We start from the raw sequence: 14,719 nt of genomic DNA on the forward strand, positions 1-14,719 counted from the left end.
CGCCACCATGTCCGATTCGCCGTCCGATTCATCCCAGGAAGAGCGCCCCACCGGCCGGGGCAGTGCCGCCGCACGGAAGTGGCTCACCCCGGTACTTCCCTGGTGGCCGCTGCTCGTGTGCGCTCTCGTCGGCCTGCTGGGCGGCACCGCCTACGGGCTGCTCGCATCGCCGCAGTACGCCGCCACCACCTATGTCGTCGCGGTGCCCGCCGCCGGCTCCGACCCGGCCACCGCGCTCGGCTTCGCCCAGGCGTACGGCCGCATCTCCACCAGCACCGCCACCCTGGCCCACGCCCAGGACGCCGCCGGCGTCCCGGTGCGGACGCTGGCCAGGCACGTGCAGACGGATACCTCGCCGGAGTCCCCGATGATCGGCATCACCGGCACCGCGACCACCGCCGGCAAGTCCGCCGACATCGCCAACGCGGTCGCCGACTCCCTCACCGTCACCGGCAACGCGGCGGCCAAGAACACCGGGGTCCGGCTGGTGCTGTTCTCGCAGGCCGTCGCCCCCTCCTCGCGGATGTCCCCCTCGCTCCCGATCGGCATCGCCGTCGGCGGCTGCGCGGGCGGACTGCTCGGCGCCCTGCTGCTCCTGGTACGGCGGCCCGAGCGCGAGCGGTGGACACCCGGTGCGTCGGTGCCCGCACCCGCCGGTCCTGCGGAGCCCGCACGGTCCGGTGAGCCCGCACGGTCCGGTGAGGCCGCGTCGTCCGGCGAACCCGCGTCGTCCGGCAAGGCGGCGGGCAAGACGGCGGGCAAGGCCGCGGTCAAGGCGAAGGAACGCGTCTGATGACGGGAGCCACCAGGCCCCCGCGGGGCTTCACCGTGACGCTCTGCCGGGACGGCAGGCAGTTCGCGGAGCTGGATACGGAGTGGGCCGTGCTGCACCGCGGCTGCGCCACGGCCACCCCGTTCCAGAGCCACTCCTGGCTGCACTCCTGGTGGCTCTCGTACGGCACCACCGGCCGACTCCGGGTGATCCTGGTGCGGCGCGACGGCCAACTGGTCGGCGCCGCACCGCTGATGCTCGTGCATCGCCCGCTGCCCCTGCTCGTGCCGCTGGGCGGCGGGATCTCCGACTTCTCCGACATCCTGGTGGACGACACCGACCGGGCCCACACGCTCGGCGCGCTGGCCAAGGGGCTGCACCGGGCCGCCCGACGGGCGGTGGTGGATCTGCGCGAGGTGCGCCCGGGAGCAGCTGCCGAAGCGTTGTTCGACGTCTGGCCGGGGGTACGGCGCAGACTCGACGACTCGGTGTGTCTGGAGCTGCCCGCCGAGCCGATCGACGACCTGGTGAAGCGACTCGCCTCGCCCCGGGCGCAGCGGGTACGCGCCAAGCTGCGCAAACTCGACGCGCTGAACATCGAGGAGCGCGCCGTGGCCGCTCACGAAGTGCCGTACTCCATCGAGGAGTTGCTGCGCCTGCACGAACTGCAGTGGCGCGGACGCGGGGTCACCCCGGAACATCTCCGGCCGCGCTTCGCCGAACATCTGACCCGGGCCACCCAGCGCATGGTCAGGGACGGTGACGCGGCACTGACCGAGTACCGGCTGGACGGCGCCGTGGTGGCGGCCAATGTGACGCTGCAGTCCGCGCAGCTCACCGGCGGCTATCTGTACGGAGCCGACCCGCAGCTGCGCAGCAGGAAGGTCGACGTCACGACCATGCTGCTGCGCCGCGACGCCCGGCACGCCGCGGAGTCGGGCCGGAGCGTCATCAGCCTGCTGCGCGGCACCGAGCCGTACAAGAGTCACTGGCGCCCGGACACCGTCATCAACCAGCGGTTGCTGCTCGCGCCCGCCGCGCTCCGGCCGGTCCTCAGCCTCCACGCGGCGCAGGTGGGCGCCCGCGCCCGGGCCTCCGCGTCGCTCCGCACCCTGCTGCCGGCGGTACCGGAATGGCGGCAGCGGCTCAACGACTGGCGGGCTGGTGGCCGATGGTGACCACCCACCCGCCGCCGCGGGTCGCCGCTCCGCCGCCGGCATCCGGTGCGCCGGTGCGTCCCGGCCGGTCAGAAGTCCCAGCCGGTGGTGCTCAGCCGTCCGTCGCGATACCACACCGGGACATGGGCGCAGACCTGGGCCGGACTACCGCCGCCCAGGTCGATCGGCAGACACCACTCGCCGGTGCCGGACGGATCCGGGTCCGGCCGGGGCCCGGTGCCCGGGTCGGTGCCGGTTCCGGGCGGCGGCTCGTTCGTCTGTGCTGCCGGGTCCCCGCCGGTCTCCGCGGCGATCTTCGTGCGGAAGATCTTCGCCGCGTGCGGGTTGGTGCCGCACTGCCACACGCCGTGCGGGCAGTAGTCGGTGATGGTCTGGTAGAGCGGCTTGTGCCGGTCGAACCAGGCGAGCATCCGCCGCATGTATTCGGTGTCGTCACCGTTCTTGAAGAGGCCCCACTCCGGGTAGGAGATCTGCTTCTTGTGCGCGGCGGCGAAATCGACCTGTGCCTGGAGCCCGTACGCTCCCTTCACCTGCTCGTCGAAGGTGTGGCCGGGCGGTTGGTCGTAGGAGTCCATGCCGATGATGTCGACGGTGTCGTCGCCCGGGTAGCACCGGGTCCAGGGGATGGCGTCCGGCCCGCGGTTGGGCGCGAAGTCGAATCTGAACTTCTGTCCGTGCACCGAGCGCATCGTGGTGACGATGCGGTTCCAGTACGTCTTCCAGGCCTGCGGATCCGGACCGCAGCGATGGGTGTACGTGGTGCCGTTCATCTCCCAGCCCAGCACGATCACCGTGTCGGGCAGGCCGAGCCCGACCAGTCGCTTGGCCAGCTTGCGGTAGTGGCTGTCGAAGTCTCCGCGCGCGCCCTGCTTCAGCAGTCCGCGGACCTGGTCGTCGGAGACCCGGTCCTCGTTGTGCTGCTGCATGGGCACATTGAGGACGAACATCCGGTCCGCCTCGGCGCGCCGCCAGCGGGCCCAGCTCTGCAGAAAGCCGACCCGGCCCTCGATGCCGGCCCAGGTGTCACCCGGCAGGTAGGTGTGACCGACACGCAGATTCGCACCGCCCAGCCAGCGGGAAAGCCCGCCGATCCGCTGCACGCCCAGCACACCGGAGTCCAGGAAGGCGCCCACCGCGGGCTCTGCGGTCCGGTGAGCGGGCGGCTGAGCGCCCCGGGGAGCGGGCGGCTGAGCGGCCGGGGGAGCGGCCGGAGATGCGGGCGGGGACGTGAGCACGGTCACGGCCGGGTTCGGTGCCCGGGCGGCGGCCGGGGCCGGCACAGCCGCAGCGGACGCGGGGACCGACGCGGTCGGATAGGCGATGCCTGCTCCGGTCGCGAGCAGACCGGCGGACATGGCCGCGATGCAGGCACCTGTCAGCCGGCGTCGATGAGGCATGAGCTCCTCCTCCTGAAGGCGACCGATTCGATGAATTCATCAGCCAGTACCGAAACAGTCCTATCAACGGGCTGTCTGGGCATTCCGCGGTAGGCCATTCGCGACCAGGTGACACCCAGTCAGCTCCTTACAGGTGAAAGACGTGACGTAAATGCCACCGCTCGACACCGGGACGCCGGCCCTGCTTCTCCGGCTGGACCGGAACCCGCTGCACCACGGCACCCTGGGAGCCGTCAGGTCACTGGGCCGGTCCGGGGTGGAGGTCCATGCCGTCGTCGAATCGGCAGACTCCCCGGTGACCAGATCGCGCTATCTGCACCGGTCCCACATCCGGCCGCAGGGCCGCATCACACCGGACCTCTTCCACCGGACCCTGCTGCGGATCTCCGAACGGATCGGCCGGCCTGCCGTGCTGATCCCGATGGACGACATCAGCGCCATCCACGTCGCGGCCATCGCCCCGCGCCTGGCGGGCCGGTACCTGCTGCCACAACAACCGCTCGATCTGCCGGAACGCCTGGCCGACAAGGAGGAACTGGCCGGTCTCTGCCAACGCCTCGGCATCCCGCACCCCGCCACACTGATCCCGGGAAGTGCCGCCGAGGCCGCCGCGGCGGCCGGCGAGCTGGGACTGCCGATGGTGGCGAAGTGGAGCAGACCCTGGCTGCTGCCCAGCGGCAGCGGACTGCGCAGTACCACCCTGGTGCGCACCGCGGCCGACGCGGAACGGCTGCACGAGCGGTCGGCGGAGGCGGGCAGCACCCTGCTGCTCCAGCGCTGCCTGCCGTACGGACCGCGGAACGACTGGTTCTTCCACGGCTACTTCGCCGATCAGAACCGGTGCCTGATGGGCGGAACCGGCCGCAAGGTGCTCTCCTGGCCGGTCCGCGCCGGTCTGACCGCGATGGGCCGCTGGGAACCCAACCCGCGGGTGGAGCAGGCCGCACTGCAGCTGGCGTCGCACGTCGGCTACCGCGGCATTCTCGATCTCGACTTCCGCAGGGACCAGGCCTCCGGAGCGTTCCACCTGCTCGACTTCAACCCCCGCCCCGGTGCGCAGTTCCGCCTCTTCACCGACCGCACGGGGCTCGACGTCGTACGCGCCCAGTACCTCGACCTGACGGGCCGTCCGGTGCCGTCGCCGAGCGGCGGACCGGGCCGCCGCTTTCTCGCCGAGAACCACGCCGTGCTCTCCCTGCTGGCCTCCGGCGGCCGACCGTGGCCGTTCGGCTCCGGTCGTGTCCCGGGCGACGCGGCGGACGAGGGGGGACGTGAGCGGACCGAGTACGCCTGGTTCGCCGCGGACGACATGGCGCCCTTCCTGACCATGGCGGGGGTGTGGTGCGGCAAGGGCCTGCGCCGGGCGGCCGGCCGACTGCGCGTGCGGCCGGTACGCGTGGACGACGTGGCGGTCCGCCTGCCCTCCGCACCCCCGTCCGAAGGGAGTTCCGTCCCGCATCCCGAGAGTGCACCGCTGCCCCGATGAGACACCACCCCGGTCACACACAGCCCGGTCACACACAGCCCCAAAGAAAGAGCGAGGACCGAACCATGTACGACCTGACAGTTGTCGGCGCGGGACCCTACGGACTCTCCATCGCCTCGCACGCCGCCGCGGCCGGACTCACCACCCGGGTGCTCGGCAGACCGATGGCAGCCTGGCGCGACCATATGCCGCAAGGCATGTTCCTCAAGTCGGAACCCTGGTCGTCCAACCTGTCCGATCCGGCGGGCCTGCACTCCCTCGACGCCTACTGCGCGGCCCGCGATCTGCGCCCCAGTCACGGGAACCCGCTCGCCATCGGCACCTTCACCGAGTACGGCCTGTGGTTCGCCGAGCGGGCCGCGCCGCCGGTCGAGGACCTCACCGTCACCCGGGTGGTGCCCGAGCCGGCCGGGTTCCGGGTGGAGACCGCCGAGGGCGAGCACTTCCGCACCCGCACGGTGGCGGTCGCCGTGGGGGTACTGCCGTTCATCCATCTGCCCGACGCGCTGCGGGGACTGACCGCCGATCGCTGTAGCCACAGCAGCAGCCACCAGGACCTGAGCCGGTTCAGCGGACAGCAGGTCGCGGTGGTGGGCGCCGGCCAAGCGGCGCTGGAGACCGCCGCGCTGCTCGCCGAACAGGGCGCGCACCCGCGACTGATCGCCCGCCGTAATCAGCTCAACTGGAACTCCCCGCCGCAGCCGCTGCGCCGGAGCCTGCTGCGTTCCTGCCGCGACCCGCACAGCGGTCTCGGCACCGGCTGGCCCAGCTGGGTCTGGTCGGAGGCACCGGGCCTGGTACGGCACCTCCCGGGCAGCACCCGCGTTCGCATCGCGGCCACCGCGCTGGGCCCCGCCGGTGCGTGGTGGCTGCGGGAGCGCTTCGAGCGGCAGGTACCGGTGGAGTCGGCGCAGGAGTTGCTGAGCGCAATCGACACCGGAGCCGGGGTACGGCTCACCCTCCGCACCGCCAACGGCCGTACCGACTCCGGAACGGTCCGCACGGTCGAGGCCGACCACGTGATCGCCGCCACCGGTTTCCGGCCGGGCCTGGGACGGCTGGCGATGCTCGACGAGCAGCTGCGCCGTTCACTGGTCACCGTCGGCCCCAGCAGCTCTCCGGAACTGACCGCCGGATTCGAGTCCTCGTATCCCGGGCTGTTCTTCGCGGGGCTGCTCGCCGCTCCGTCGTTCGGCCCGTCGATGCGTTTTGTGTACGGGGCCACCTTTACCGCGGGACGTCTGGTGCGCGGCGTACGCCGTCGGCTGACCTCGGCCGGGCCCGTTCCGGCGGAGCCGGCGAGGGCGCCCGAAGCACTGTCGCGGTAGGGCGGAAACGCAACGCGGCTTCCACGGAGGACACAGGACAGAGGACAGAGGACATGAACCGTCTGAAATTCGTCGTGCTTTCGATGCTGCTGCTCGGCCTCACGGCCTGCCAGAGCACCCATGCCGTCGGCAACGCAGCGCACGGGGACCGTGCGCACCCGTCCACCTCGCCGGCGGTCAACGCGAAGGGCAGGCCGGGACCCGGCGCCCAGGACGCGGCCGCGGACGGCGCGTTGCGGCTGGGGGACACGGCTGATCTGTACAGTGCCGGGTCCGCCGGGCACCTCAGGATCACCGCGGACGCGGTCGTCGACCCGGCGGTCGCGGTTCCGGCCGTGGCCGAACCGGCAACCGGGCCACGCCGGGTGGGCATCGAGGTGGAGACGGTCAATGTGGGCGGAACCGTCTACGGGGTCGCCCCCGGGTCCTTCTGGGCCGTCGACAGCGCCGGTGTCCGTCACCTGCCGGTGCACAGCGGGGAACTGACCACCGGACCCCCGCTGGCGCTGGAGGCGCCGGCCGCGGGGGACACGGCCGTGGGCTGGCTGGTGTTCGAGATCCCCGGAACGGCCCGGCCGGTTTCCCTGCACTACCGCACCACCGCGAACTACCGCAGCCGCACGTTGGTCTGGGGAATGTGACATGAACGACTTCTTCGCATCACCCTCCGCACCGCCGCCATCGTCGTCACCGCCTCCTTCGGAACCGTCCCCGAAACGGCGGGCCGTTCGCGGCGCCAGGGTCTCCGGCCGGCAGCTGGCCGCCACCGCGCTGACCGTGGTGGTGGCGCTGGCGGTGTTCGAGGCCGTGCACACCGTGTCGAGTCCGGCTCCGACCGCCGGCCACAGCGGTGCCCCGCCGGGCACCGCGGCCTCCGTGTCCGGCAACAGCGGCCCCGCGGCGGCGCGCGGCATGAATGTGCTGCTGGTCGGCCTCGACGCGCGGGACGGCGTCACCGCGCAGCAGAAGTCCGAGTTCCACCTGGGCGGAGCGGCCTGTCACTGTACGGACACCATGATGCTGGTCCACGTCGCGGAGAACCGCCGGCGGGTGAGTGTCGTCAGCCTGCCGCGCGACTCGCTGGCCAGGATCCCCGCGTACACCGACGAGAAGGGCAAGGCACACAGGAGCCGATCGGCGAAGCTCAACGCGGCGTACGCGAAGGGTGGTGCGGCGCTCACGATGCGGACCGTCGAGAAGATGACGGGCCTGCACATCGACCGTTTCCTGCCCGTCGACTTCTCCCGCTTCATGAAGACCGTCGACGGACTCGGCGGCCTCGATGTCTGCACCGACCGGCCGCTCGAGGACGCGGCGACCGGACTCGACCTCCCGGCGGGCACGACGCGCCTCAGTGGTGGCAAGGCACTGCAGTACGCCCGTTCGCGTCATGTGGACGACCAGGCGGATTTCGGCCGCATCAAGCGGCAGCAGAAGTTCATCGTCTCCTTCGTCAAGGAGATCGCCGACGACGGAACGCTGCGCAGCCCGGCCCGGATGGCCATCCTGGCCTCGGTGCTGCTGCCCGAGGTGACGGCGGTACCGACGGAGCGGGCCTTCACCGTGAAGGACATGGTGCTGCTGGCCCACGACCTGCGCAACGTCAGCCTGGACTCGCTGGAATTCTCCACCGTCCCGGTCAAGGGATCCCTCACGGTCAAGGGCGTCGGCTCGACCGTCGTCTGGGATGCGGCCCGGTCCGCCGCCGTCTTCCGGGCGGTGCGCGCGGATCAGTCGCTGACCACCGCCACGGCGGCGAAGCCCGCGGGGCAGTCGCTGACCACCACTGCGGCGGCGACGCCCGCGGGGCACCCGGCCGTCGCCCGGCGGAACGAATTCGTACCCGTCAGGGGTTCCGAACTCGCTTGCCCGTGATCCCGATTGGGCCATCCAGGTGAACGCGGCCCGGACGCCCGCCTGCCCGCCGCTAGGGTGCCGAGCCATGACCGCATCCGAAACCAGCACAAGCGGCGTCCAGCGCGGGCAGTTGGGCACGCTCTCGGTGCTCGCCTGGGCAGGCGAGCCCGAGACGCACCAGAACCCGTATCTGCTGGCCTACTCGCTCGGTGACGGGACGGACGGGCCGGTGGCCGGGACGGCTGCCGTCCGTACGCTCTTCGCCGAACTGGGCATCCCGGTGGACGGTCAGGTGGTGGACGGCAGCCGGCCCGGGTTCCCGGTCCGGCTGCTGGTCGAGGGGGGACAGGCGGTGCTCAACATGCCGTATCTGAACGCCCAGTGCACCGTCCCGCCGGAGTGGCTCCAGGCCGCCGCCGAGCAGTCCACGGTGCACTTCATGTTCGCGAGCCGGCCGTGGCCGCAAGCGGTGCCCGGCAGGCCGGTCTCCGAGGAGATGCTCACCGCGTTCGTCGACGAAGACCTGCTCACCACCTCGGCGCACTGCCTGCTGCCGGTCGGCCGACTGCGTAAGTAACCCGGTCAGGAGGCCGGCGGGTCGAAGGCGAACGGCAGGGCGAGCACCCGGTTGTCGAAGTTCGAGTGCGCCAGTTCGGGCGGCCCCACCGCACGCAAGGCCGTCGGCCGGCTCAGCAGTTCGCGGAAGAGCGCCTTGATCTCCTGGCGGGCCAGGTGCGCACCGAGGCAGAAGTGCGGGCCCCCGCCGCCGTATCCCAGGTGCGGATTGGGGCTGCGGGTGATGTCGAAGACGTCCGGGTCGGTGAAGACCGTCTCGTCGCGGTTGGCGGACGCGTAGTAGAGGACCACCCTGTCCCCCGGACGGAAGGTGTGGCCGCCCAGCGCGTGCTCCGCCCGCACCGTCCTGCGGAACTGGATGATCGGTGTCGAGTGCCGCACCACCTCCTCCACCGCGCCGTCCGCGTACCGGTCGAAGTCCTCGGCCAGCAGCGTCCGTTGCTCCGGGTGATCGGTCAGCAGGGTCAGCGCGTGCGTGATGGCGTTACGGGTGGTCTCCACTCCGGCGACCATCAGCAGCGAGAAGAAGGCACCGAGCCGACGGGCATCGAGCGCCTGGCCGTCGACGTCGGCGCGGACCAGGGCGGAGATCAGGTCGTCGGTGGGCCGGCTGCGGCGTTCGCGGGCCAGCGTGGCCATCATCAGATGCATCCGGGCCAGCGCCCGCAGCCCCCGGCCGGGCACCCGCAACCGGGCGCGGAGCGGGCGGTCCACGCCCACGTTCTGCGAGGCGTGGTCGACCCGCCCGGCGATCTCCGGGCGGTAACGCTCCGGGATGCCCATCAGGTTGCAGATCACCTCGAACGGCATCCGGGAGGCCACCGACGCCACGAAATCGTCCGGCCGCTGCTCCAGCATGTCGTCCACGATGCGCGCGGCGACCCGGCGGATGTCCTCCTCCGCGTGGGCCAGCAGCCGCGGGGAGAAGGCCCGGGAGACCACCCGGCGCAGCTGGGTGTGGTCCGGGGCGTCCAGATTGACCATGGAGTCACCGAACAGGAAACGCACCCAGCGGGCCGGCTCCGGCGTGGTCACGCCGGGAGCGCTGGTGAACACCTGCGGCAGCCGGCTCGCCTGCACCACGTCGGCGTGTTTCACCAGCGCGTAGAAGCCCCGCTCGGGCCGGCGCCGAGCGGCGGGCCGTTCCACGAAGTAGGCGGGACGGTCGAGCCGTCTGAGCGCCGCGAAGGCGTCCAGCCGGGCGGCGTGCGGCAGTTGCCAGAACGACGGGTCGGCCGGGTTCACCTCCGGTGACCGGGGATACTCCACCGCGGACTGCGCCGGGACCGTCATGGGCCGACAACCTCCCTTGCTTCCGATCGCACCGGTGAATCCGCCGGCTTCGGCGGTCATCGTGGCGCATCGGCCGGGCCGGCAGCGCCGCGTTCCCGACGCCGGAGCGAGATTCCTGCGGGTGGGCGCGCATCTTCGCCCGTACGGCCCCCTGGGCGTCATATGGCTCTTGTCCGAAGAACTGTTTCGCGACGTCCTCGTTGTCCCCGACAAGGCGTGGCGGCTCGTGCACCACTCATGACGGCGCGCGCCGGTCAGCGGGCCGACATCGGAGGGAGCCGGGCATGACAGCAGCCACGCGGAACAGGGCAGGGTCGAGGTGGCGGGCGCTGCCGACCCGGCGCAGCGTGCTGCGGGCGATGTTCGGGGTGGGGGTCGCGGGGGGCACCGCGGCGGCGCTCGCTCCCGTCGTGACGGCCGACGAGGACGGCGTACAGGCCCCCGCGCAGCGGCTGCGGAACACCTTCGACGAGATGTACCGGGGACGGCGCATCCACGGCGGCAGTACCGCCGAGTACACCGAGATCTCGGTCGACGGCAGGCCGCTGCATGTGATGCGGCGCGCCGACGGCAGCTACCTCAGCGTGGTGGACCACTACCGGTCGTACCCGACGCCGCTCGCGGCCGCGCGCGGCGCCGTTGACGAACTCGGCGGGGCCCAGCTCTCGCCGGCATCCATGCAGCAGCTCTGACGGGGAGGTCGCGCAGTCGTGTACACCCGCAAGAACCAGAAGCACCTGACCTCCGCGGAGAAGAAGCGGTTCGTCGGAGCCGTCCTGGCGCTCAAACGCTCGGGGCAGTACGACGACTTCGTCCGGACGCACGGCAAGTACTACGTGCCTGACGGGTCCCGGGGGCCACGGGTCGCCCATATGGCGCCGACCTTCTTCCCCTGGCACCGCCGCTTCGTCCTGGAATTCGAGCGTGCGCTCCAGGCCGTTGCCCCGGGCGTGACCGTCCCGTACTGGGACTGGACGGTGGACAGGTCGCCGGCCGCATCGCTCTGGGCCGACGACTTCCTGGGCGGGAACGGCCGTCGGGGCGACCAGCAGGTGATGACCGGCCCGTTCGCGTACCGGCAGGGAAACTGGGAGGTGCGGGTCGGCGTGACGACCCGCCGGTTCCTCACCCGGAACTTCGGCCGCCCCGCCGATCCGGTGTCGCTGCCGTCCAAGGCCGATCTGGCGCGTGCGATCGAGCAGCCGGTCTACGACGCGTCGCCCTGGGACTCCACGGTGGCCAAGGGATTCCGTAACACCTTCGAGGGCTGGTCGGTCGGCGGCGGCCCGCAATGGCGCAATCACAACCTGGTGCACCGCTGGGTCGGCGGACTGATGAACTCGGCCACCTCCCCCAACGACCCGGTCTTCTGGCTGCATCACTCCTTCGTGGACCTGGTCTGGGACCGCTGGCAGCGGGCGCATCCGCACGCGGGTTTCCTGCCGAAGCACGAACTGTCGTCCGGGGACCCGCAGTACGGGCGGGTCCACAGCCTCGACGAGCCGATGCCGCCGTGGGACGTCCGGCCGTCGAGCCTGCTGAGCCACGAGGGCATCTACCGGTACGCGTAGTCCTACGTCCGGGCGGACGTACCGGGCGGTCGTTCCGGGGTGGAGCCGGGGATGCCGGACGGCGGGCCCGTACACGCCTGCGGCCACCCCCCGGAGGGGATGGCCGCAGGGACACGGGACGGGAGCCCTCCTTCGGGCAGCGCCCGGTGAGGCACTCAGCCGCCGTAGCCACCGTCGTCGCTGTCCTGGTGGCTGTCGGCGTTGAGGCAGGTGTTGCCGAACGCCGGGTTCAGCGCGCCGATGACGTTCACGGTGTTGCCGCAGACGTTGACCGGGATGTGCACCGGGACCTGGACGAGGTTGCCCGACGCCACGCCGGGGGAGCCGGCAGCGACACCGGCGGCACCGGCATCGGCCATGGCAAGACCGGCGGAGCCGGCCAGCACTGCGCCGGTGCCTGCGAGTACGGCAGCGGCCTTCGCGATACGCGACATTACGTTCTCCTTGGAGCCTTGGATGGGAGCCTTGGAACGGTGGAACATCGGGGTCCCCGCAGAGTCTCGCGGCCTCGACACCCGGTTCAACGCGGTAGCGCATCCTCGGTAACGGCGGCGATCGAACTCGGGTCGGCCGACCCGGCGCCGTGGGCGGCCCCCGACGGGGCTGCGCATAAGGTGCGGATAAAAGTTGAGCCGACTCGGCTCAGGTCATTTGACTGGCCAGGATCCTTCATGCACTCTTGAGCCAGTTCCACTCAAGTCAGCTGGAGGATTCACCATGGCACGTGCGGTCGGCATCGACCTGGGCACGACTAACTCCGTCGTCAGCGTTCTCGAAGGCGGCGAGCCCACCGTCATCACCAACGCAGAGGGCGCCAGGACCACGCCGTCCGTCGTCGCCTTCGCCAAGAACGGCGAGGTGCTCGTCGGCGAGGTGGCCAAGCGCCAGGCGGTTACGAACGTCGACAGGACCATCCGGTCGGTCAAGCGCCACATGGGCACCGACTGGAAGATCGAGCTCGACGGCAAGAACTTCAACCCGCAGCAGATGAGCGCCTTCATCCTGCAGAAGCTGAAGCGGGACGCGGAGTCCTACCTGGGCGAGAAGGTCACCGACGCGGTGATCACCGTCCCGGCGTACTTCAACGACTCCGAGCGCCAGGCGACGAAGGAGGCCGGCGAGATCGCGGGCCTCAACGTCCTGCGCATCGTCAACGAGCCCACCGCCGCCGCGCTGGCCTACGGGCTCGACAAGGACGACCAGACCATCCTGGTCTTCGACCTCGGTGGCGGCACCTTCGACGTGTCGCTCCTGGAGATCGGTGACGGCGTCGTCGAGGTGAAGGCCACCAACGGTGACAACCACCTCGGCGGTGACGACTGGGACCAGCGCGTCGTCGACTACCTGGTGAAGCAGTTCGCCAACGGTCACGGCGTGGACCTCGCCAAGGACAAGATGGCTCTCCAGCGTCTCCGCGAGGCCGCGGAGAAGGCGAAGATCGAGCTGTCGTCCTCGACCGAGACCACGATCAACCTGCCGTACATCACCGCGTCGGCCGAGGGCCCGCTGCACCTGGACGAGAAGCTCACGCGCTCGCAGTTCCAGCAGCTGACCTCCGATCTGCTGGACCGCTGCAAGAGCCCCTTCCACAACGTCATCAAGGACGCGGGCATCCAGCTCTCCGAGATCGACCACGTCGTACTCGTGGGTGGCTCGACCCGTATGCCGGCCGTCGCCGAGCTCGTCAAGGAGCTCACCGGTGGCCAGGACGCCAACAAGGGTGTGAACCCGGACGAGGTCGTCGCCATCGGCGCCTCGCTCCAGGCCGGTGTTCTCAAGGGCGAGGTCAAGGACGTCCTGCTGCTCGACGTCACCCCGCTGTCCCTCGGTATCGAGACCAAGGGCGGCATCATGACCAAGCTGATCGAGCGCAACACGACCATCCCGACCAAGCGCTCCGAGATCTTCACCACGGCTGAGGACAACCAGCCGTCGGTGCAGATCCAGGTCTACCAGGGTGAGCGCGAGATCGCGGCGTACAACAAGAAGCTCGGTATGTTCGAGCTGACCGGCCTGCCGCCGGCCCCGCGTGGTGTCCCGCAGATCGAGGTCGCCTTCGACATCGACGCCAACGGCATCATGCACGTCGCTGCCAAGGACCTCGGCACCGGCAAGGAGCAGAAGATGACCGTCACCGGTGGCTCCTCGCTGCCGAAGGACGAGGTCAACCGGATGCGCGAAGAGGCCGAGAAGTACGCGGACGAGGACCACCAGCGCCGTGAGGCCGCCGAGTCCCGCAACCAGGGCGAGCAGCTCGTCTACCAGACCGAGAAGTTCCTCAAGGACAACGAGGACAAGGTCCCCGGTGAGGTCAGGACCGAGGTCGAGGAAGCCGTCACCGAGCTGAAGGAAAAGCTCAAGGGCGAGGACACCGCCGAGATCCGTACGGCCACCGAGAAGGTCGCCGCGGTCTCGCAGAAGCTCGGCCAGGCGATGTACGCGAACGCCGAGGGTGCGGCCGCCGCGGGCGGAGCCCCCGGCGCCGAAGGTGCCGAGCAGGCGCAGTCCGCCGACGCCGGTGACGACGTGGTCGACGCCGAGATCGTGGACGACGAGAAGGACAGCGGTCAGCAGGGAGGCGCCGCATGACGGAGGAGACTCCGGGCTTCGAGGAGAAGCCCGACGTCCCCTCCGGCGCGACCTCCGACGACGCCGCGCCACAGGCGGCCGGGTCCGACTCCGACAAGGAGAAGGGCCCGGCGGCCCCGGCAGGGGACGCACAGCAGGACGTAGCACTCACCGCACAGCTGGACCAGGCGCGCACGGCACTCGCCGAGCGCACCGCGGACCTCCAGCGGCTGCAGGCCGAGTACCAGAACTACCGCCGCCGGGTGGAGCGGGACCGGGTTCAGGTCAAGGAGATCGCCGTCGCGAGCCTCCTGTCCGAACTCCTCCCGACGCTCGACGACATCGGCCGGGCCCGGGAACACGAGGAGCTGGTCGGCGGCTTCAAGTCGGTGGCCGAATCGCTGGAGACGGTCGTCGCGAAGATGGGCCTCCAGCAGTTCGGCAAGGAGGGCGAGCCCTTCGACCCGACGATCCACGAAGCCCTGATGCACTCGTACGCACCGGACGTCACCGAGGACACGTGCGTGGCGATTCTCCAGCCCGGGTACCGGTTCGGCGAGCGCACCATCCGCCCCGCACGGGTGGCGGTGGCCGAACCCCAGCCGGGTGCTCAGCCCGGCGCCCAGGCCGCCAAGGCGGACGAGGCTGCGGACGAGGACGACGGTGGCCCGGACAAGGGTCAGAAGTAACCGG

At 70.9% G+C, this 14,719-nt stretch carries 14 protein-coding genes; 11 read left to right on the forward strand and 3 right to left on the reverse strand.

Going from position 1 to position 14,719, the window contains the following annotated elements:
• Positions 1-7: 7 nt before the first annotated feature.
• Both AB0M87_RS24745 and AB0M87_RS24750 read left to right on the forward strand, forming a co-directional pair.
• Positions 8-793: a lipopolysaccharide biosynthesis protein gene (locus AB0M87_RS24745; RefSeq protein ID WP_365856488.1), complete on the forward strand. Its 786-nt coding sequence runs from the start codon at positions 8-10 to the stop codon at positions 791-793.
• Positions 793-1,950: a GNAT family N-acetyltransferase gene (locus AB0M87_RS24750; protein ID WP_365856490.1), complete on the forward strand. Its 1,158-nt coding sequence runs from the start codon at positions 793-795 to the stop codon at positions 1,948-1,950. Before AB0M87_RS24745 ends, AB0M87_RS24750 begins: the two co-directional genes overlap by 1 nt.
• Before the next feature lie 68 nt (positions 1,951-2,018).
• On the opposite strand, the gene AB0M87_RS24755 is transcribed toward AB0M87_RS24750, so the two are convergent.
• Entirely contained in the window at positions 2,019-3,347 is a 1,329-nt protein-coding gene (locus AB0M87_RS24755; protein WP_365856492.1) for a glycosyl hydrolase, read from the reverse strand.
• A 151-nt stretch (positions 3,348-3,498) separates the two neighbouring features.
• On the opposite strand from AB0M87_RS24755, the gene AB0M87_RS24760 reads away from it, so the two are divergent.
• The 5 genes from AB0M87_RS24760 (at position 3,499) to AB0M87_RS24780 (ending at position 8,595) form a co-directional block, all read left to right on the forward strand.
• Positions 3,499-4,833, forward strand: a complete 1,335-nt coding sequence (locus AB0M87_RS24760) for an ATP-grasp domain-containing protein (protein ID WP_365856494.1) — start codon at positions 3,499-3,501, stop codon at positions 4,831-4,833.
• 65 nt (positions 4,834-4,898) lie between these two features.
• Positions 4,899-6,161, forward strand: a complete 1,263-nt coding sequence (locus tag AB0M87_RS24765; RefSeq protein ID WP_365856496.1) for an NAD(P)-binding domain-containing protein — start codon at positions 4,899-4,901, stop codon at positions 6,159-6,161.
• A gap of 53 nt (positions 6,162-6,214) precedes the next feature.
• Positions 6,215-6,802 carry a hypothetical protein gene (locus tag AB0M87_RS24770; protein ID WP_365856498.1) on the forward strand — a complete coding sequence of 196 codons (588 nt, stop codon included), beginning with the start codon at positions 6,215-6,217 and terminating at the stop codon, positions 6,800-6,802.
• Position 6,803: 1 nt separating this feature from the next.
• The gene (locus AB0M87_RS24775; protein ID WP_365856500.1) at positions 6,804-8,036 is read left to right on the forward strand and encodes an LCP family protein; all 1,233 of its coding nucleotides are present in this window, start codon (positions 6,804-6,806) and stop codon (positions 8,034-8,036) included.
• A gap of 67 nt (positions 8,037-8,103) precedes the next feature.
• The gene (locus tag AB0M87_RS24780; RefSeq protein WP_365856502.1) at positions 8,104-8,595 is read left to right on the forward strand and encodes a DUF5949 family protein; all 492 of its coding nucleotides are present in this window, start codon (positions 8,104-8,106) and stop codon (positions 8,593-8,595) included.
• 5 nt (positions 8,596-8,600) lie between these two features.
• Here AB0M87_RS24780 and AB0M87_RS24785 read toward each other — a convergent pair whose 3' ends face one another.
• On the reverse strand, positions 8,601-9,887 hold the full coding sequence (locus AB0M87_RS24785; RefSeq protein ID WP_365856504.1) for a cytochrome P450: 1,287 nt from the start codon (positions 9,885-9,887) through the stop codon (positions 8,601-8,603).
• 284 nt (positions 9,888-10,171) lie between these two features.
• On the opposite strand from AB0M87_RS24785, the gene AB0M87_RS24790 reads away from it, so the two are divergent.
• Together AB0M87_RS24790 and AB0M87_RS24795 are read left to right on the forward strand one after the other, a co-directional pair.
• A complete protein-coding gene (locus tag AB0M87_RS24790; protein WP_365856506.1) occupies positions 10,172-10,579 on the forward strand; it encodes a tyrosinase family oxidase copper chaperone in 408 nt (135 codons plus the stop codon).
• Between the two features lie 18 nt (positions 10,580-10,597).
• Positions 10,598-11,458, forward strand: coding sequence for a tyrosinase family protein (locus AB0M87_RS24795; protein ID WP_365856508.1), 861 nt, complete (start codon positions 10,598-10,600; stop codon positions 11,456-11,458).
• 155 nt (positions 11,459-11,613) lie between these two features.
• Here the strand turns inward: AB0M87_RS24795 and AB0M87_RS24800 are convergent, their stop codons facing one another.
• Positions 11,614-11,892, reverse strand: a complete 279-nt coding sequence (locus AB0M87_RS24800) for a chaplin (RefSeq protein ID WP_365856510.1) — start codon at positions 11,890-11,892, stop codon at positions 11,614-11,616.
• A gap of 283 nt (positions 11,893-12,175) precedes the next feature.
• Here AB0M87_RS24800 and dnaK point away from each other — a divergent pair, with 283 nt between their 5' ends.
• Both dnaK and grpE read left to right on the forward strand, forming a co-directional pair.
• A complete protein-coding gene (gene dnaK / locus AB0M87_RS24805; RefSeq protein ID WP_365856512.1) occupies positions 12,176-14,047 on the forward strand; it encodes a molecular chaperone DnaK in 1,872 nt (623 codons plus the stop codon).
• The gene (grpE, locus tag AB0M87_RS24810) at positions 14,044-14,715 is read left to right on the forward strand and encodes a nucleotide exchange factor GrpE (protein ID WP_365856514.1); all 672 of its coding nucleotides are present in this window, start codon (positions 14,044-14,046) and stop codon (positions 14,713-14,715) included. Before dnaK ends, grpE begins: the two co-directional genes overlap by 4 nt.
• The last annotated feature ends 4 nt before the right edge of the window (positions 14,716-14,719 follow it).

The sequence above is a fragment of the Streptomyces sp. NPDC051320 genome (genome assembly GCF_040682175.1).
GTDB lineage: Bacteria > Actinomycetota > Actinomycetes > Streptomycetales > Streptomycetaceae > Streptomyces.